18 protein-coding genes are annotated in these 16693 nt (G+C 69.2%); 6 read left to right on the forward strand and 12 right to left on the reverse strand.

Features of this window, described 5'->3' with window-relative positions; all coding sequences use genetic code 11:
* Positions 1-21 precede the first annotated feature (21 nt).
* From IE244_RS37510 to IE244_RS37520, 3 genes are read left to right on the forward strand one after another with little or no spacing between them, the layout of a single operon-like run.
* Positions 22-807 (forward strand): ABC transporter ATP-binding protein, encoded by a 786-nt coding sequence (locus IE244_RS37510; protein WP_191878057.1) that lies wholly within the window; start codon positions 22-24, stop codon positions 805-807.
* A gap of 20 nt (positions 808-827) precedes the next feature.
* Complete coding sequence (locus tag IE244_RS37515; protein ID WP_191878058.1) at positions 828-1577, forward strand: ABC transporter permease; 750 nt, start codon at positions 828-830, stop codon at positions 1575-1577.
* Between the two features lie 13 nt (positions 1578-1590).
* The gene (locus IE244_RS37520) at positions 1591-2163 is read left to right on the forward strand and encodes a cob(I)yrinic acid a,c-diamide adenosyltransferase (protein ID WP_191878059.1); all 573 of its coding nucleotides are present in this window, start codon (positions 1591-1593) and stop codon (positions 2161-2163) included.
* Here IE244_RS37520 and IE244_RS37525 read toward each other — a convergent pair.
* Positions 2160-2693 (reverse strand): hypothetical protein, encoded by a 534-nt coding sequence (locus IE244_RS37525; RefSeq protein WP_191878060.1) that lies wholly within the window; start codon positions 2691-2693, stop codon positions 2160-2162. The two genes, IE244_RS37520 and IE244_RS37525, sit on opposite strands and share 4 nt — an antisense overlap.
* A gap of 151 nt (positions 2694-2844) precedes the next feature.
* Between IE244_RS37525 and IE244_RS37530 the strand changes: the two genes are divergently transcribed.
* The 3 genes from IE244_RS37530 to IE244_RS37540 all read left to right on the forward strand — a co-directional run bounded on the left by IE244_RS37530 (position 2845) and on the right by IE244_RS37540 (position 6633).
* Positions 2845-4041 (forward strand): sensor histidine kinase, encoded by a 1197-nt coding sequence (locus tag IE244_RS37530; RefSeq protein ID WP_191878061.1) that lies wholly within the window; start codon positions 2845-2847, stop codon positions 4039-4041.
* A complete protein-coding gene (locus IE244_RS37535) occupies positions 4038-4679 on the forward strand; it encodes a response regulator (protein WP_191878062.1) in 642 nt (213 codons plus the stop codon). Before IE244_RS37530 ends, IE244_RS37535 begins: the two co-directional genes overlap by 4 nt.
* A 133-nt stretch (positions 4680-4812) precedes the next feature.
* A complete protein-coding gene (locus IE244_RS37540; protein ID WP_191878063.1) occupies positions 4813-6633 on the forward strand; it encodes a glycoside hydrolase family 18 chitinase in 1821 nt (606 codons plus the stop codon).
* A gap of 8 nt (positions 6634-6641) precedes the next feature.
* Here the strand turns inward: IE244_RS37540 and IE244_RS37545 are convergent, their stop codons facing one another.
* The 11 genes from IE244_RS37545 to IE244_RS37595 all read right to left on the reverse strand — a co-directional run bounded on the left by IE244_RS37545 (position 6642) and on the right by IE244_RS37595 (position 16681).
* Positions 6642-7088, reverse strand: coding sequence for a DUF2550 domain-containing protein (locus tag IE244_RS37545; RefSeq protein WP_031171908.1), 447 nt, complete (start codon positions 7086-7088; stop codon positions 6642-6644).
* A 145-nt stretch (positions 7089-7233) separates the two neighbouring features.
* Positions 7234-7608, reverse strand: coding sequence for a F0F1 ATP synthase subunit epsilon (locus tag IE244_RS37550; protein WP_031171909.1), 375 nt, complete (start codon positions 7606-7608; stop codon positions 7234-7236).
* A gap of 118 nt (positions 7609-7726) precedes the next feature.
* Positions 7727-9163: a F0F1 ATP synthase subunit beta gene (gene atpD / locus IE244_RS37555; RefSeq protein ID WP_191878064.1), complete on the reverse strand. Its 1437-nt coding sequence runs from the start codon at positions 9161-9163 to the stop codon at positions 7727-7729.
* Entirely contained in the window at positions 9163-10080 is a 918-nt protein-coding gene (locus tag IE244_RS37560; protein ID WP_191878065.1) for a F0F1 ATP synthase subunit gamma, read from the reverse strand. The genes atpD and IE244_RS37560 overlap by 1 nt, the downstream gene beginning before the upstream one ends.
* Positions 10081-10101: 21 nt before the next feature.
* Complete coding sequence (gene atpA / locus IE244_RS37565) at positions 10102-11694, reverse strand: F0F1 ATP synthase subunit alpha (RefSeq protein WP_191878066.1); 1593 nt, start codon at positions 11692-11694, stop codon at positions 10102-10104.
* 140 nt (positions 11695-11834) lie between these two features.
* A complete protein-coding gene (locus IE244_RS37570; protein WP_191878067.1) occupies positions 11835-12650 on the reverse strand; it encodes a F0F1 ATP synthase subunit delta in 816 nt (271 codons plus the stop codon).
* Complete coding sequence (locus tag IE244_RS37575; protein WP_031171919.1) at positions 12647-13198, reverse strand: F0F1 ATP synthase subunit B; 552 nt, start codon at positions 13196-13198, stop codon at positions 12647-12649. Before IE244_RS37575 ends, IE244_RS37570 begins: the two co-directional genes overlap by 4 nt.
* A gap of 39 nt (positions 13199-13237) precedes the next feature.
* The gene (gene atpE, locus IE244_RS37580) at positions 13238-13483 is read right to left on the reverse strand and encodes an ATP synthase F0 subunit C (protein ID WP_191878068.1); all 246 of its coding nucleotides are present in this window, start codon (positions 13481-13483) and stop codon (positions 13238-13240) included.
* A 76-nt stretch (positions 13484-13559) separates the two neighbouring features.
* On the reverse strand, positions 13560-14396 hold the full coding sequence (gene atpB / locus IE244_RS37585) for a F0F1 ATP synthase subunit A (RefSeq protein WP_506005182.1): 837 nt from the start codon (positions 14394-14396) through the stop codon (positions 13560-13562).
* A 207-nt stretch (positions 14397-14603) separates the two neighbouring features.
* Complete coding sequence (locus tag IE244_RS37590; protein WP_031171928.1) at positions 14604-15041, reverse strand: Cg1360 family ATP-synthase-associated protein; 438 nt, start codon at positions 15039-15041, stop codon at positions 14604-14606.
* 302 nt (positions 15042-15343) lie between these two features.
* Positions 15344-16681, reverse strand: a complete 1338-nt coding sequence (locus IE244_RS37595) for an MraY family glycosyltransferase (protein ID WP_191878069.1) — start codon at positions 16679-16681, stop codon at positions 15344-15346.
* Positions 16682-16693: the final 12 nt, after the last annotated feature.

Below are 16693 nucleotides of genomic sequence, written 5' to 3' on the forward strand. Positions count from 1 at the left end.
GGACTCTGTTTTTCTGTGGGCATGGCAGCAGTCATCAGCGCGGCGGGACTCGCCCGCACCTTCCAGACCAAGACCGGGCCCGTGCAGGCCGTGCGCGGCATCGACCTCGCCGTCCGGGAGGGCGAGATCCTCGGCTTCCTCGGACCCAACGGCGCCGGCAAGACGACCACCCTGCGGATGCTCACGACCCTGCTGAGGCCGACCGGCGGCGCGGCCACCGTCGCCGGGCACGATCTGGCGGCGGATCCGGCCGGGGTGCGCGCGGTGAGCGGGTACGTCGCCCAGTCCGGCGGGGTCGATCCGCAGATCACCGTGCGGGAGGAGCTGGTCACCCAGGGGCGGATGTACCGGCTGTCGAAGGACGCGGCCGTCGAGCGCGCCGAGCAGCTGGCGCGGGAGCTGGACCTCGGCGGGTTCCTCGACCGCAGGGCCGGCGCCCTGTCCGGCGGTCAGCGCCGGCGGCTGGACATCGCGATGGCGCTCACCCACCGGCCGAAGGTGCTGTTCCTGGACGAGCCGACCACCGGCCTCGACCCGGGCAGCCGCGCCGACCTGTGGGATCTGGTCCGCCGGCTGCGCGACGACCACGGCACGACCGTCTTTCTGACCACCCACTACCTGGACGAGGCCGACGCCCTCGCCGACCGTCTGGTGATCGTCGACCAGGGCACGGTCGCCGCCGAGGGCACGCCGAGCGCGCTGAAGCTCGCGTACGGCGGCTCGATCGACGCCTCGCTGCAGGACACCTTCCTCGCCGTCACCGGCCGCGGGCCCGCCCCGGCCGACACCGCCCCCGTCGCCGTATAGCCGCAGAGGGATCCACACCCATGCTTCTTCACGACACGGCCCTCATCTACGGCCGTTATCTCCGCCAGTCCCTGCGCTCCCGTTTCGCCCTGCTCTTCGGCGTGCTCACCCCCCTGCTCTACCTGCTCTTCTTCGGACCGCTGCTCACCGGTCTGCCGCTCGGCGGCGCGGGCAGCTCCTGGCAGGTGCTCGTACCGGGCCTGCTGCTCCAACTCGGTCTGTTCGGCGCGCTGTTCGCCGGGTTCACGGTCATCATCGAGAAGGGGCAGGGGGTGCTGGAGCGGATGCGGGTGACCCCGGTCAGCCGGCTCGCCCTGCTGCTCGGCCGGGTGCTGCGGGACGCCACGGTGTTCGTCTTCCAGGCGGTGCTGCTGGTGGGGGCCGCGGTGGTGATGGGCCTGCGCGCGCCGCTCGCGGGCATCCTGATCGGCTTCGGGTTCGTCGCCCTGCTGACGCTGTCGCTGGCCTCGCTGTCGTACGCGCTCGGGATGAAGGTGCGCACCCCGCAGGAGTTCGGCCCGCTGATCAACATGGTGTCGATGCCCTCGATGCTGCTGTCCGGCCTGATGCTTCCGATGACCCTGGCGCCCGCCTGGCTGAACGTGCTGTCGCACTTCGTGCCGTTCCGCTACCTGGTGGACGCGGTGCGCGACGCGTACGTCGGCCACTACACCGGCGCGCACATGTTCTACGGCATCCTCGTCGCCGTCGGCTTCGCCGCGCTGACCGTGACGGTGGGCACACGGGTGTTCCGGACGGCCGGGGCGTAACTACGCTGGCCACATGGTCAATCTGACGCGTATCTACACCAGGACCGGCGACAAGGGCACCACCAGCCTCGGTGACATGAGCCGGGTGCCCAAGACGGACCTGAGGATCTCCGCCTACGCGGACGCCAACGAGGCGAACGCGGTGATCGGCACCGCGATCGCCCTGGGCGGCCTGGAGGCGGAGGTCGTCGCGGTCCTCACCCGCGTCCAGAACGACCTGTTCGACGTGGGCGCGGACCTGTCGACGCCGGTGGTGGACGACCCGGAGTTCCCGCCGCTCCGGGTGGAGCAGTTCTACATCGACAAGCTGGAGGCGGACTGCGACCGCTTCAACGAGCGGCTGGAGAAGCTGCGCTCCTTCATCCTGCCCGGCGGCACCCCGGGCGCGGCCCTGCTGCACCAGGCCTGCACGGTCGTACGCCGGGCCGAGCGCGCCACCTGGACGGCCCTGGAGGCCCACGGCGAGACGATGAACCCGCTCACCGCGACCTATCTCAACCGGCTGTCCGACCTGCTGTTCATCCTGGCCAGGGTGGCGAACAAGGAGACCGGCGACGTGCTGTGGGTGCCGGGCGGGGAGCGTTAGCGTGCGCGCTTCGGGAACAGCGTGTAGCTGAGCCCGATCAGCACGTTGATGCCGAGCACCGCGAGCAGCCGGAGCTGCCAGGCCCGCAGGGGATCGGTGTTCCGGCCGTCGCCCACGTACCAGACGGCGGCCTGGAGCAGCGCGGCGCCGACCACGCAGGCCAGGATCCAGCGGCCGGCGACCTTCCACTCGTGGACGGTGCGAGCGGTGCCGTACTCCGGGCGCCGGGGCGGCGGGGGACCGCCGGCGAAGCGGTGGGCCACCCAGGCGTCCGCCCACTTGATCGTGGAGTGGCCGAGGCCGACGGTGAACCCGATGTAGACGGCGGCCAGCCCGTGGCGCCAGTCGGGTGCGGCCCCGTGCTTGAGGTCGACCGCGGTCACCACGAACAGCACGAGTTCCAGCAGCGGCTCGCACAACAGCAGCGCGAGACCGGTGCGGGGCATGCGCAGCGCGTAGCGGAAGGTCAGTCCGCCCGCCAGCAGTACCCAGAACGCCACCTCACAGGCGATGATCAGCCCGACGATCACGGTCCACTCCCCTCGTCCACCCCTCAAGCCTCCCGGCGGCCGGGGCGCGGATCATCGTCGGGACGGGCGAATCGGGCGTAAGCGAAAGTTGCAGTCCAGGACCCTGCCCCGGGAGCACGCGGGCCCCCCGCGGGCCGTGTTGGATGGGGACATGGCCCTTGCACTCCCCCGCCCCCACCGCGACGACGTGCGGATCGCCGTGGGCGGACTGCTCGGCGGCGTACTGCTGTGGACGCTCGGCCTCCACCCGCGTGTGCCCACGGACCCGCTCGTGCTGTGGGCGGCGCCCTGGGCCCCGCTGGTGCCGCTGGCGGCGACGGCCGCGTGCGAGCCGCTGCGCCGCACCCGGCCCCGCATCGGTCTGCTGGTCGGCACGCTCGCGCTGACCCTGGACACGGTGACCCTCGGCAGCATCGCCACCGTCGTGCTGTACACCGACCTGGTGTACGCGGCCGTCCTGTACGGCACCCCGGCCGCCGCCCGCCGCATTCCCTGGATCACCGGGATGCTGACGGTGCTCGGCGGGGTCGTACCGGCCGCTCTGTGGCGCGATCCGCAGGCGCTGCTGATCGGTGTCGGCATCGGTGTGGTCGCGCTCGCGCCCGCCGCGACCGGCTCGCTGGTGCGCGACCACCGGGACGCCGCCGAGGCCGCCCGGCTGCGGGCGGAACAGACCGCGCTGCTCGCCGAGATGGACCGCACCCAGGCGGTGACCGCCGAACGGGCGCGAATGGCACGGGAGTTGCACGACATGGTGGCCAACCACCTGTCCGCGATCGCCATCCACTCCACGGCCGCGCTGTCCCTCGACGAGCCCCGGACCTCCCGGGACGCCCTGGCGGTGATCCGGGAGAACAGCGTGGCGGGGCTGGCCGAGATGCGGCGGCTGATCGGCATCCTGCGGGACAGCGGCGGTGATCTGGAGCCGGCCGCCACGCCGACGCTCGACGGCCTCGCCGCCCTGGTCGGGGGCGCCCGCGCCAACGGTCTGGACGTGCGCCTGGACGCCGGTCACGGGCGGGTGCCGGCGCCGGTGGAGCTGGCCGCCTACCGGATCGTGCAGGAGTCGCTGACCAACGCGCTCAAGCACGCGGCGCCGGGCCCGGTCGGGGTCACCGTGCGGCAGGCCGACGGCACCCTGCACGTGGAGGTCACGAGCCCCTACCGGCCCGGTGACACCCCGCGCGCCCCCGGCTCGGGTTCCGGGCTCACCGGGATGCGGGAACGGGCGGGCCTGCTCGGCGGCGGCTTCCTGGCCGGTCCCGAGAACGGTGTGTGGGCCGTACGCGCCCGGCTTCCGCTCACCAAAGGCACCGCAGACGAAACAACCGAAGGAGAGCCCTCGTGATCCGTGTCCTGGTCGCCGAGGACCAGTCAGCCGTCCGCGCCGGGCTCGTCCTGATCCTGCGCAGCGCGCCCGACATCGAGGTGGCCGGGGAGGCGGCGGACGGTGAGCGGGCGGTCGAGCTGGCCCGGGAGCTGCGGCCGGACCTGGTGCTGATGGACGTGCAGATGCCGCGTCTGGACGGGGTGTCGGCGACCCGGCAGATCGTGGCGGAGGGGGTCGCGGACGTGCTCGTGCTGACCACCTTCGACCTGGACGAGTACGTGTTCGGGGCGCTGCGGGCCGGGGCGGCCGGGTTTCTGCTGAAGAACACCGAGGCGCGGGATCTGCTGGAGGCGGTGCGGACGGTGGCGCGCGGCGAGGGCGTCGTCGCGCCCGCGGTGACCCGGCGGCTGATCGCCGAGTTCGCGGCCGGCCCGGCACGGGAGACGAAGGCCGATCCGGCCGTGCTGGACCCGCTGACCCGGCGCGAGCGGGAGGTGCTGTCCTGCGTCGGCCAGGGGCTGTCGAACGCCGAGATCGCCGAGCGGTTGCGGATGGCCGAGGGCACGGTGAAGACCCACGTCAGCCGGCTGCTGGCCAAGCTGGGGCTGCGCAGCCGGGTCCAAGCCGCCGTACTCGCGCAGGAGTTGGGGATCTAGCGAGACACCGGACAACTGGTCCAGACCTATTGACCTGTGGTCCAGACCTTTCTACTCTCGCAGCACCGTGGGCGTGGAGGCTCAGTCATGCCCACGCCGTCCCTGACATCCCTCCCTACCGAGGAGGCGCAGCATGCGCTTCAGACACAGAGCCGCGGCAGGCCTCGCCACCCTGCTGCTCCCCCTGGCCGGCCTCGTCGGCCTCGCGGGCCCCGCCCAGGCCGCGGCCGACACGACGGCGAGCTTCACCAAGACCAGCGACTGGGGAACCGGCTTCGGCGGCCAGTGGACCATCAAGAACACCGGCACCACCGGCATCAGTTCCTGGACCGTCGAGTGGGACTTCCCCTCCGGCACGTCCGTCACCTCCGCCTGGGACGCCGACGTCACCCACTCCGGGAACCACTGGACCGCCAAGAACAAGTCCTACAACGGCACCGTCGCCCCCGGCGCCTCCGTCTCCTTCGGCTTCAACGGCTCGGGCCCCGGCTCCCCGTCCCATTGCACGCTCAACGGCGACAGCTGCGACGGTACGACGACCCCCGGTGACGCCGCGCCCTCCGCGCCCGGCACCCCGGCCGCCTCGGACATCACCGACACCTCGGCGAAGCTGTCCTGGAGCGCGGCCACCGACGACAAGGGCGTGAGGAACTACGACGTCCTGCGCGACGGCAAGGTCGTCGGCACGGTGACGACGACCTCGTACACCGACAGCGGCCTGACCGCAGGCACCGACTACTCCTACACCGTGCAGGCCCGCGACACCGCCGGCCAGACCGGCCCGGTCAGCGGCGCCGTCAAGGTGCACACCACCGGCGGCGGCACCACTCCCCCGCCCAGCGGCGACAAGGTCAAACTCGGCTACTTCACCGAGTGGGGCATCTACGGCCGCAACTACAACGTCAAGAACCTGGTGACCTCCGGCTCGGCCGCGAAGATCACTCACATCAACTACGCCTTCGGCAACGTCACGGGCGGCCAGTGCGCCATCGGCGACTCCTACGCCGACTACGACAAGGCCTTCACCGCCGACCAGTCGGTGAGCGGCGTCGCCGACACCTGGGACCAGCCGCTGCGCGGCAACTTCAACCAGCTGCGGGAGCTGAAGGCCAAGTACCCGAACATCAAGATCCTGTGGTCCTTCGGCGGCTGGACCTGGTCCGGCGGCTTCGCCCAGGCCGCGGCCAACCCGACCGCGTTCGCCCAGTCCTGCTACAACCTGGTCGAGGACCCGCGCTGGGCCGACGTCTTCGACGGCATCGACATCGACTGGGAGTACCCGAACGCCTGCGGCCTGTCCTGTGACACCAGCGGGGCGGCGGCCTTCAAGAACGTGCTGGCCGCGCTGCGCGCCAAGTTCGGCTCCAAGGCCCTGGTCACCGCCGCGGTCACCGCCGACGGCTCCTCCGGCGGCAAGATCGAGGCCGCGGACTACGCCGGTGCCGCCCAGTACGCCGACTGGTACAACGTGATGTCGTACGACTTCTTCGGCGCCTGGGACGCGCAGGGCCCGACCGCCCCGCACTCTCCGCTCACCTCGTACAACGGCATCCCGAAGGCCGGTTTCGACACGGCCGACGCGATCTCCAAGTACAGGTCGGCCGGGGTCCCCGCCTCCAAGCTGCTCATCGGCATCGGCCTCTACGGCCGCGGCTGGACCGGCGTCACCCAGGACGCCCCGGGCGGCACGGCCACGGGTCCCGCGGCCGGCACCTACGAGCAGGGCATCGAGGACTACAAGATCCTGAAGTCGTCCTGCCCGGTCACCGGCACCGTCGCGGGCACCGCGTACGCCCACTGCGGCAGCAACTGGTGGTCGTACGACACCCCGTCGACCATCGCCGGGAAGATGAGCTGGGCCAGGTCCCAGGGGCTCGGCGGCGCGTTCTTCTGGGAGTTCAGCGGCGACACCAGCAACGGTGAGCTGGTGAACGCCATCAGCAGCAACCTGTAGAAGAGCCGCTAAGCGACGTTGACGCGCTGTCCGGGCGGGGCTGCCTCCAGCCACGCGAGGAATCCGGTCAGCGCGTCTTCGCTCATGGCGAGTTCGAGGCGCGTGCCCCGATGGGTACAGGCGAGGACCACCGCGTCGGAGAGCAGCGCCAGTTCCTCCTCGCCCTCGGGCAGCCGGCGGCCGGCCACCTCGATGGCGGCGCGCTCCAGGGTGCGGCGCGGGCGGAAGGCGTAGGAGAAGACGCGGTACCACTCGATACGGTCGCCGTTGTAGCGGGCGACGCCGTAGGACCAGCCCTTGCCGTTGGCATCCGGTTTCTCGGCCACGTCCCAGCGCAGGGAACAGTCGAAGGTGCCGCCGGAGCGCTGGATGAGTCTGCGGCGCAGGCCGAACAGAAACAGTCCCACCACCACGAGCGCGACCACGATCCCGCACACAGTCAGAGCGAGGACCATCGGCACCGACCTCCTCGTCTCCTAGGAACTGCTTCTGTGACTTCGTAATGAAACGGAAAAAACACCTACATCTGCCTCAGCCGCGACCGGCACCGGATTGCTCCGGGCCGGCCGCGGCTGAGTGACGTCATACCGCGCGCTGGACTCAGCGCGCCGCCGCCGCGCGGAGGCGGACGTCCGCGCGACGCTCGGCGGCGGCGTCGCCCTCCGCCTTCGCGCGCTCCAGCTCCCGCTCCGTGCGCTGGACATCGATCTCGTCCGACAGCTCGGCGATCTCGGCCAGCAGCGACAGCTTGTTGTCCGCGAACGAGATGAAACCGCCGTGCACCGCGGCGACGACCGTTCCACCGTCACTCGTCCGGATGGTCACCGGGCCCGACTCCAGCACACCGAGCAGCGGCTGGTGACCGGGCATGACGCCGATGTCGCCGGACGTGGTGCGCGCGACGACCAGGGTGGCCTCGCCGGACCAGACCTGGCGGTCGGCGGCGACCAGCTCGACGTGCAGCTCAGCAGCCAAGAGTGGCTCCTCGGGTCACCACCCGGCGGTTCTGCCGGGTGTTGGGGTCAATTCTAAAGGGCGTGGGAGAGGGGGCGGGACGGACCCGCCCCCTCACGACTCAGGCAGGTGCCTGGAGTCAGGAGACGCCCAGCTCCTTGGCGTTGTTCTTCAGGTCCTCAAGACCACCGCACATGAAGAACGCCTGCTCCGGGAAGTGGTCGAACTCGCCGTCGCAGATGGCGTTGAACGCCGCGATCGACTCGTCGAGCGGCACGTCCGAACCGTCCACGCCGGTGAACTGCTTGGCGACGTGGGTGTTCTGGGACAGGAAGCGCTCCACACGACGGGCACGGTGGACGACGAGCTTGTCCTCCTCGCCGAGCTCGTCGATACCGAGGATCGCGATGATGTCCTGGAGGTCCTTGTACTTCTGGAGGATCGTCTTCACGCGCATGGCCGCGTTGTAGTGATCCGCCGCGATGTAGCGCGGGTCCAGGATGCGGGACGTGGAGTCCAGCGGGTCCACGGCCGGGTAGATGCCCTTCTCGGAGATCGGACGGGACAGAACCGTCGTCGCGTCGAGGTGGGCGAAGGTGGTGGCCGGGGCCGGGTCGGTCAGGTCGTCCGCGGGGACGTAGATCGCCTGCATCGAGGTGATCGAGTGACCACGGGTCGACGTGATGCGCTCCTGCAGGAGGCCCATCTCGTCGGCCAGGTTCGGCTGGTAACCCACCGCGGACGGCATACGGCCGAGCAGCGTGGAGACCTCGGAACCGGCCTGCGTGAAGCGGAAGATGTTGTCGATGAAGAACAGCACGTCCTGCTTCTGGACGTCACGGAAGTACTCGGCCATGGTGAGGCCGGCCAGCGCGACGCGCAGACGGGTGCCCGGGGGCTCGTCCATCTGACCGAAGACCAGAGCGGTCTTGTCGATGACGCCGGAGTCCGACATCTCCTCGATCAGGTCGTTGCCCTCACGGGTGCGCTCACCGACACCGGCGAACACGGAGACACCGTCGTGGTTGTTGGCGACACGGTAGATCATCTCCTGGATGAGCACCGTCTTGCCGACGCCGGCGCCGCCGAACAGGCCGATCTTGCCGCCCTTGACGTACGGGGTCAGCAGGTCGATGACCTTGACGCCGGTCTCGAACATCTCGGTCTTCGACTCGAGCTCGTCGAAGTTCGGCGCCTTGCGGTGGATGCCCCAGCGCTCGCCCTCGTACTGCTCGTCGACGTTCAGCACCTCACCGAGGGTGTTGAACACCTTGCCCTTGGTGAAGTCGCCGACGGGCACCGTGATGGAGTTGCCGGTGTCCGTCACCGGGGCCTGGCGGACCAGGCCGTCGGTCGGCTGCATGGAGATGGTGCGGACCAGGCCGTCACCCAGGTGCTGGGCGACCTCCAGGGTCAGCGTCTTCTTCTCGCCCGCGTTCGCCGGGTCGGCGACCTCGACGTGCAGGGCGTTGTAGATCTCCGGCATCGCGTCGACGGGGAACTCCACGTCGACGACCGGGCCGATGACCCGGGCGACGCGGCCCGTAGCCGTCGCGGTCTCAACAGTGGTGGTCATTATCGGTCACTCCCCGCGGTCGCGTCGGCCAGGGCGCTCGCGCCACCGACGATCTCGCTGATTTCCTGGGTGATTTCGGCCTGGCGGGCCGCGTTGGCAAGACGGGAGAGCGTGTTGATCAGCTCGCCCGCGTTGTCGGTGGCCGACTTCATCGCGCGCCGCGTGGCGGCGTGCTTCGAAGCGGCCGACTGGAGCAGCGCGTTGTAGATCCGGCTCTCCACGTAGCGCGGCAGCAGGGCGTCGAGGACGTCCTCCGCCGACGGCTCGAAGTCGTACAGCGGGAGGATCTCGCCCTTGGGGTGAGCCTCCTCGGCGACCTCTTCGAGGCGCAGCGGCAGCAGCCGGGCGTCCAGCGCCGTCTGCGTCATCATCGAGACGAACTCGGTGAAGACGATGTGGAGTTCATCCACACCACCGTCGGCCGTGTCCTTCTCGATCGCCTCGATCAGGGGCGCCGCGACCTTCTTGGCGTCCGCGTACGTCGGCTCGTCCGTGAAGCCCGTGAACGACTCCGCGATCTTGCGCTCGCGGAAGTTGTAGTGGGCGACACCGCGGCGGCCGACGATGTACGTGTCGACCTGCTTGCCGTCGCGCTCCAGGCGCTCGGTCAGCTGCTCCGCCGTCTTGATGGCGTTGGAGTTGAAGGCGCCGGCCAGGCCGCGGTCGCTCGTGAGGAGCAGGACCGCGGCACGGGTCGGGTTCTCCGTCTCCGTGGTGAGCGGGTGCTTGGTGTTCGAACCGGTGCCGACCGCCGTGACCGCGCGCGTCAGCTCGGTCGCGTAGGGCGTGGAGGCCGCCACCTTGCGCTGCGCCTTGACGACGCGCGAGGCGGCGATCATCTCCATCGCCTTGGTGATCTTCTTGGTCGCGCTGACGGATCGGATGCGACGCTTGTAGACCCGGAGCTGGGCTCCCATGAGTCAGGTCCCTTCCTTACGTCACTTGGCGGCAGCGGCAGGAACGTCCTCGCCGAGCAGCTTGCCGTCCGAGGTCTCGAACTGCTTCTTGAACTCGGCCACCGCGTCGTCGATCGCCTGGATCGTGTCGTTCGACATCTTCGCGCCCTCCTTGATGGAGGTCATCAGGCCCTGGTGCTTCCGGTGCAGGAAGTCGATCAGTTCCTTCTCGAAGCGGCGGATGTCGGCGACCGGCACGTCGTCCATACGGCCGTTGGTGCCGGCCCAGACGGAGACGACCTGGTCCTCGGTGGCCATCGGCTGGTACTGGTCCTGCTTGAGCAGCTCGACCATGCGCGAACCGCGCTCCAGCTGGGCCTTGGAGGCCGCGTCCAGGTCGGAACCGAAGGCGGCGAACGCCTCCAGCTCACGGAACTGGGCGAGGTCCACACGGAGGCGGCCGGAGACCTGGCGCATCGCCTTGTGCTGGGCGGAACCACCGACTCGGGAGACGGAGATACCGACGTTCAGCGCGGGACGCTGACCGGCGTTGAACAGGTCCGACTCCAGGAAGCACTGGCCGTCGGTGATGGAGATGACGTTGGTCGGGATGAACGCCGAGACGTCGTTGGCCTTGGTCTCGACGATCGGCAGACCGGTCATCGAACCGGCACCCATGTCGTCGGAGAGCTTGGCGCAGCGCTCCAGCAGCCGGGAGTGCAGGTAGAAGACGTCACCCGGGTAGGCCTCACGGCCCGGCGGGCGGCGCAGCAGCAGGGACACGGCGCGGTAGGCGTCGGCCTGCTTCGACAGGTCGTCGAAGATGATGAGGACGTGCTTGCCCTCGTACATCCACTGCTGGCCGATGGCCGAACCGGTGTACGGCGCCAGGTACTTGAAGCCGGCCGGGTCGGACGCCGGGGCGGCGACGATGGTCGTGTACTCCAGGGCGCCGTTCTCCTCCAGCGCGCGGCGCACGCCGGCGATGGTGGAGCCCTTCTGGCCGATGGCGACGTAGATGCAGCGGACCTGCTTCTTCGGGTCGCCGGTGCGCCAGTTGTCGCGCTGGTTGATGATCGTGTCGACGGCCAGGGCGGTCTTGCCGGTCTGGCGGTCACCGATGATCAGCTGACGCTGACCACGGCCGATCGGGGTCATCGCGTCGACGGCCTTGTAGCCGGTCTCCATCGGCTCGTGCACCGACTTGCGCTGCATGACCGTGGGGGCCTGCAGCTCAAGGGCGCGGCGGCCGGACGTCTCGATCTCGCCGAGGCCGTCGATCGGGTTGCCGAGCGGGTCGACGACACGGCCGAGGTAGCCCTCGCCGACCGCGACGGAGAGGACCTCACCGGTGCGCGTGACCGGCTGACCCTCCTCGATGCCGCTGAACTCACCGAGGACGATGGCACCGATCTCGCGCTCCTCAAGGTTGAGGGCGAGGCCGAGGGTGCCGTCCTCGAACTTCAGCAGTTCGTTGGCCATGGCCGAGGGAAGACCCTCGATCTTCGCGATGCCGTCGCCGGCAAGGGTGACCGTACCGACCTCCTCGCGCGAGGCCGCGTCCGGCTTGTACGACTGGACAAAGTTCTCCAGCGCGTCCCGGATCTCCTCCGGCCGGATCGTGAGCTCCGCCATCTGGGTTCCCTGCTCTCCTTGTTGGGCCCGAAGTTTCACTTGGGGGGGATGGGGACTCCCCCCTGTAAGAGGTGAATCCTCTGCACGGCCCAACCAGGGCCGTAAGTACGTACTGCTTTTCTCGAACGGTCGAGTTGCTGCTAGCTCGCCATGCGGCGGGCGGCGTCGTCCAGCCGGTCCGCGAGGGAGCCGTTGATGACCTCGTCACCGACCTGTACCCGGATCCCGCCGATCACGTCGGGGTCCACGTCCAGGTTGAGGTGCATCCGGCGGCCGTAGAGCTTCGCGAGGGCGTCGCCCAGGCGCTGCTTCTGCGGGTCACTCAGCGGCACCGCCGAGGTGACGATCGCCACCAGACGGTCCCGGCGCTCGGCGGCGAGCTTGGACAGGGACTCCAGTCCCGCTTCCAGGCTACGTCCCCGCGGCGCGGTCACGAGACGCGCGACCAGACGCTCGGTGGTGGGCTTGGCCCGTCCGCCCAGCAGCTGGTGCAGCAGCTCGGTCTTGGCCTGGCCGCCGGCGGCGCGGTCGGTGAGCGCCGCGCGCAGCTCGGTGTTCGAGGCGACGATCCGGCCGAACCGGAACAGCTCGTCCTCGACGTCGTCGAGCGTGCCCGTCTTCTCCGCGGCGGTGAGGTCGGCGATGCTCGCCAGCTCCTCCAGCGCGTCGACCAGGTCGCGGGGCTGCGACCAGCGCGTGCGTGCCATGCCGGCCACCAGGTCTGCGGTGGCACCGCTGACCTGTCCACCGATCAGACGCTCCACCAGCTGCGCCTTGGCCTCTGCGGGCTGCGCCGGGTCGGTGAGGACCCGGCGCAGGCCGGCCTCGCGGTCGAGCAGCGCGGTGACGGCCGCCAGCTCGTCGGCGAGCGACGCGGCGTCCGCGGACGTGGAGTCCGTCAGCGCGTCGAGACGCTCCCGTGCGGCTGCCAGGGCCTCGCGGCTCGCTCCGTTCATCGCGTGGCCTCGGCCTTCTCCTCGAGCTCGTCGAGGAAGCGGTCGATCACACGGCTCTGCCGGGCGTGGTCCTCAAGGGACTCGCCGACGAGCTTGCCGGCCAGTTCGGTGGCGAGCTTGCCGACGTCCTGACGCAGTGCGGACGCGGCGACCTTGCGGTCGGCCTCGATCTGGGCGTGTCCGGCGGTGACGATCTCCTCGCGCTGCCGCTGGCCCTCGGCCCGCATCTCGGCGATGAGCGCGGCACCCTGCTCCTGCGCCTCCTGGCGCAGACGCGCGGCCTCGTGCCGGGCCTCGGCGAGCTGGGCCTTGTACTGCTCCAGGACGCCCTGGGCCTCGACCTTCATGCGCTCGGCTTCTTCGATGCCGCCTTCGATGTGTTCGCGGCGCTCCTCCAGAACCTTGTTGATGTTCGGAAGCAGCTTCTTCCAGAAGAAGAAGAACACGATGGCGAAGGCGATGGTGCCGACGAGCAGCTCGGGACCGGCCGGGATGAGCGGGTTCTGCTCGGTCTCCTCGGCCGCCAGCTGTGCCAGGTTGGCGATCACATCAGTGCCTTTCGTCGAAACGTGTCGGTGGGTGGTTGATTACCGACCGAACACGAACGGCATAACGATGCCGATGAGGGCGAGCGCCTCACAGAACGCGAAGCCCAGGATCTGGTTGGCACGGATCAGACCGGCCGCCTCGGGCTGACGGGCCAGCGCCTGGGTGCCGTTACCGAAGATGATGCCGACGCCGATGCCGGGGCCGATCGCGGCGAGACCGTAGCCGATGGAGCCGACGGAACCGTGGACACCAGCGGTGGCGGCAAGGGTCTGGAGAGCGGACATGCCGGTTCTTCCTTCTCTTTACTGGACCGGTGGGGGTTGGCCACCGGACGTCTGGGGGTTGGCGGGGTGGTACGGCTCAGTGGTGCTCGGCGAGAGCGCCCTGAATGTAGGAGCAGGCCAGCAGCACGAAGACGTACGCCTGGACGGCCTGGACGAAGAGCTCGAAGAGGATCATGGCCATCGTCATCACGAAGGAGACGCCGGCGCCCACGATCAGCCAGCTGTTCAGCAGGTACCAGGAGGCCACGGTGAACATGACCAGCATCAGGTGACCGGCGAACATGTTGGCGAAGAGTCGCACCGCGTGCGTGAACGGCCGGACCAGCAGGTTCGAGAAGAACTCGATGACCATGACGAGCGGCAGCACGCCGCCCAGCGACTTGTCGTAGCCCGTGACGTTCTTGAAGAAGCCGACGAAGCCGTGCTTCTTGAAGGTGAGCACGACCCAGGTGACGTAGACGAGCGCGGCCAGCACCGCCGGGAAGGCGATGACCGAGGCCACCGGGAACTGGGCCAGCGGGATCACGGACCAGATGTTCATGATCCAGATGAAGAAGAACAGCGAGACCATGAGCGGGACGTACTTCTCGCCCTCCCGCTTGCCGAGGGTCTCGTACACGATGCCGCGGCGCACGAAGTCGTAGCCGGCCTCGCCGATCATCTGCAGCTTGCCCGGGACGACCTTGGCCTTGCCGAAGGCGGCCCAGAAGAAGCCGACGACGAGCACGGAGGTGATGAGGGCGAGCAGCATCACCTTGTTGAACTCGAAGCCGCCGACCGTGGCCATCGGCTTGAAGAGGAAGGACTGCAGGCCCGGGGCCGGGAAACCGCACCCGTTGTCGGACATGATCCGACAACTCCAGTCGAAGGCGAGCTGGGTCTGGTCAGCACTCACCGCGGGCTCCTTCGGCATGACGCATGGGTACGGCAACCTCGTTGTGTCGGCGCGGCACGCGGCCGCGGATCGGCACCGGACTGGTGTTACGGATGTGGGGGCGGCTGGGGGGCATCGAGCCTCGCGATCGAGCAGGCGTCAGCTCAGATGCCCGCGCCCGCGATGCCGCAGTTGGCACCGGACGATAGCAGGAGATCTCACAAGCCTTTATCCCGCCCCTACCCCTCACGACGACGGCCCTGTCTTCTCGGGCTTCTCGCTCTTCTCGGAGTCCGGATCGATGTAGAAGATCTTGGCCTTCAGGTGCGCACGCGCCTGCGCGGCCATCCACACGACGGTCGCGACGACGAGCGACACGGCGAACGTCTTCGGATTGAAGAGAGAGGTGTCCTTGAAAACAGCGACGAAGATCAGGAGGAGCAGCAGCTGGGCGACGTAGAGCATCAGCCCCATCATCTGGAACAGCTGCGGGAGCGTTTTTGCCGTCCACTGCAGCACGTACAGGCCGATACCCATGAACAGGATGGCCAGCACCGTGCCGACGGCCGCGCCGAGCGCACCCTTGCCCCCCGCGACCGCGGCGCTCACGGCGACGGCGATCGCGCCTGCAGCCGCTGTGGGCACAGCGATCTGCAGAAGGTTCCGGGCGTCTTTGGACGGCATGGCGGCAACTCCGCTTTCACAAGGGGGCAGGGTGTCGTCATGGACGAGCGTAGTCCCGGGCTGAGTGATCGAGACCTCACACCAATGGACCGTCGCACTCAGGTCCTTCGGCTCTATCCGGGGTTCTCGTGAACCGTATCACAAACTATTTGATGAGGTCTTTACCTGCTAGGTGTGCTTGCTGTCACACATGAGAGTGACAGTGCCCGTCTGTGCAAAAACCGCGCCCTCTTGTCTGGTATTGGGAGCTTTATACCCCCACGAGTTGGCAATGCTCTCGTCAGATTCTTACCTTGACCGGCTTACCTGCGATCAAGGAAACGCGATCGGGGGCCGATGGCGGTCGCTCCGTTGACGCCCGCCACTCCGGCGGTGACAGGGGCCCGCTCCCCGGTCTCCCGCGCCGCCTCCGGGGCAGCCGCCTCCGGCGCGGCCGTCTCCGCGGCCACGGCGGCGCCCTGCACGGCAGCGCGCCGGCGGCGGTAGCGCGGCGGCACGAACCGCTGCGCCCAGACCGGCACCCGCGGGGTGAAGCGCGGGAGCAGCAGCAGGATCAGACCGATCGCGCTGAGGAACACCACACCGAGCACGATCCACATCGACGCGGAGTTGACCGAGTACGCCAGCGTCCCGAAGGCGATCAGTGCCGACCAGAAGTACATGATCAGCACGGCCCGGCTGTGCGAGTGGCCGATCTCCAGCAGGCGGTGGTGCAGATGCCCGCGGTCCGCGGCGAACGGCGACTGGCCGCGCCAGGTACGGCGGACGATCGCCAGGACCAGGTCCGCCGCGGGCACCGCGATGATCGTCAGCGGGAGCAGCAGCGGGATGTACACCGGCACCGTCTGGTGCACCGCGGCCTTCTCCGAACCCGCGTACAGGTTCAGCGCGTCCGGGTCGAGCTGGCCGGTGATCGAGATCGCGCCGGCGGCCAGCACCAGGCCGATCAGCATGGAGCCGGAGTCGCCCATGAAGATCCGCGCGGGATGCATGTTGTGGGGCAGGAAGCCCAGGCACATGCCCATCAGGATGGCCGCGAACAGCGTGGCGGGGGCGGCGGCCTCGATGCCGTACGACACCCAGACGCGGTAGGCGTACAGGAAGAACGCGGCCGCGGCGATGCAGACCATGCCGGCCGCGAGACCGTCGAGGCCGTCCACGAAGTTCACCGCGTTGATCGTGATGACGACGAGCGCGACGGTCAGCAGCGTGCCCTGCCACTGGGTCAGCGCCACGTTGCCGACGCCGGGGATGGGCAGCCACAGGATCGTCAGACCCTGGACGACCATCACACCCGCGGCGATCATCTGGCCGCCCAGCTTGATCAGCGCGTCGATCTCGAACTTGTCGTCCAGGACGCCGATCAGCCAGATCAGGGCCGCGCCGGAGAGCAGCGCCCGCGGCTCGTTCGACTTCGCGAAGACCTCGTTGAGGTTGGTCAGGTGGTCCGCGACCAGCAGACCCGCGCACAGGCCGAAGAACATGGCGATACCGCCGAGGCGCGGAGTGGGTTCCCGGTGCACGTCACGCGCCCGGATCTCCGGCATCGCCCCGGCCACGATCGCGAACTTGCGTACCGGCCCTGTCAGCAGATACGTCACCGCGGCCGTGACACAGAGCGTCAGCAGGTATTCACGCACGGGCTTCCCCAC

Origin of the sequence: Streptomyces filipinensis (genome assembly GCF_014649495.1) — a bacterium.
GTDB classification, from domain to species: domain Bacteria; phylum Actinomycetota; class Actinomycetes; order Streptomycetales; family Streptomycetaceae; genus Streptomyces; species Streptomyces filipinensis.

Excerpts from the sequence above, each read along its gene's own strand:
- IE244_RS37510 (WP_191878057.1), top strand. The coding sequence starts at position 22 with ATGGCAGCAGTCATCAGCGCGGCGGGACTCGCCCGCACCTTCCAGACC.
- IE244_RS37515 (WP_191878058.1), top strand. The coding sequence starts at position 828 with ATGCTTCTTCACGACACGGCCCTCATCTACGGCCGTTATCTCCGCCAG.
- IE244_RS37520 (WP_191878059.1), top strand. The coding sequence starts at position 1,591 with ATGGTCAATCTGACGCGTATCTACACCAGGACCGGCGACAAGGGCACC.
- IE244_RS37530 (WP_191878061.1), top strand. The coding sequence starts at position 2,845 with ATGGCCCTTGCACTCCCCCGCCCCCACCGCGACGACGTGCGGATCGCC.
- IE244_RS37540 (WP_191878063.1), top strand. The coding sequence starts at position 4,813 with ATGCGCTTCAGACACAGAGCCGCGGCAGGCCTCGCCACCCTGCTGCTC.
- IE244_RS37545 (WP_031171908.1), bottom strand. The coding sequence starts at position 7,088 with ATGGTCCTCGCTCTGACTGTGTGCGGGATCGTGGTCGCGCTCGTGGTG.
- atpD (WP_191878064.1), bottom strand. The coding sequence starts at position 9,163 with ATGACCACCACTGTTGAGACCGCGACGGCTACGGGCCGCGTCGCCCGG.
- IE244_RS37560 (WP_191878065.1), bottom strand. The coding sequence starts at position 10,080 with ATGGGAGCCCAGCTCCGGGTCTACAAGCGTCGCATCCGATCCGTCAGC.
- atpA (WP_191878066.1), bottom strand. The coding sequence starts at position 11,694 with ATGGCGGAGCTCACGATCCGGCCGGAGGAGATCCGGGACGCGCTGGAG.
- IE244_RS37570 (WP_191878067.1), bottom strand. The coding sequence starts at position 12,650 with ATGAACGGAGCGAGCCGCGAGGCCCTGGCAGCCGCACGGGAGCGTCTC.
- atpE (WP_191878068.1), bottom strand. The coding sequence starts at position 13,483 with ATGTCCGCTCTCCAGACCCTTGCCGCCACCGCTGGTGTCCACGGTTCC.
- atpB (WP_506005182.1), bottom strand. The coding sequence starts at position 14,396 with ATGCCGAAGGAGCCCGCGGTGAGTGCTGACCAGACCCAGCTCGCCTTC.
- IE244_RS37590 (WP_031171928.1), bottom strand. The coding sequence starts at position 15,041 with ATGCCGTCCAAAGACGCCCGGAACCTTCTGCAGATCGCTGTGCCCACA.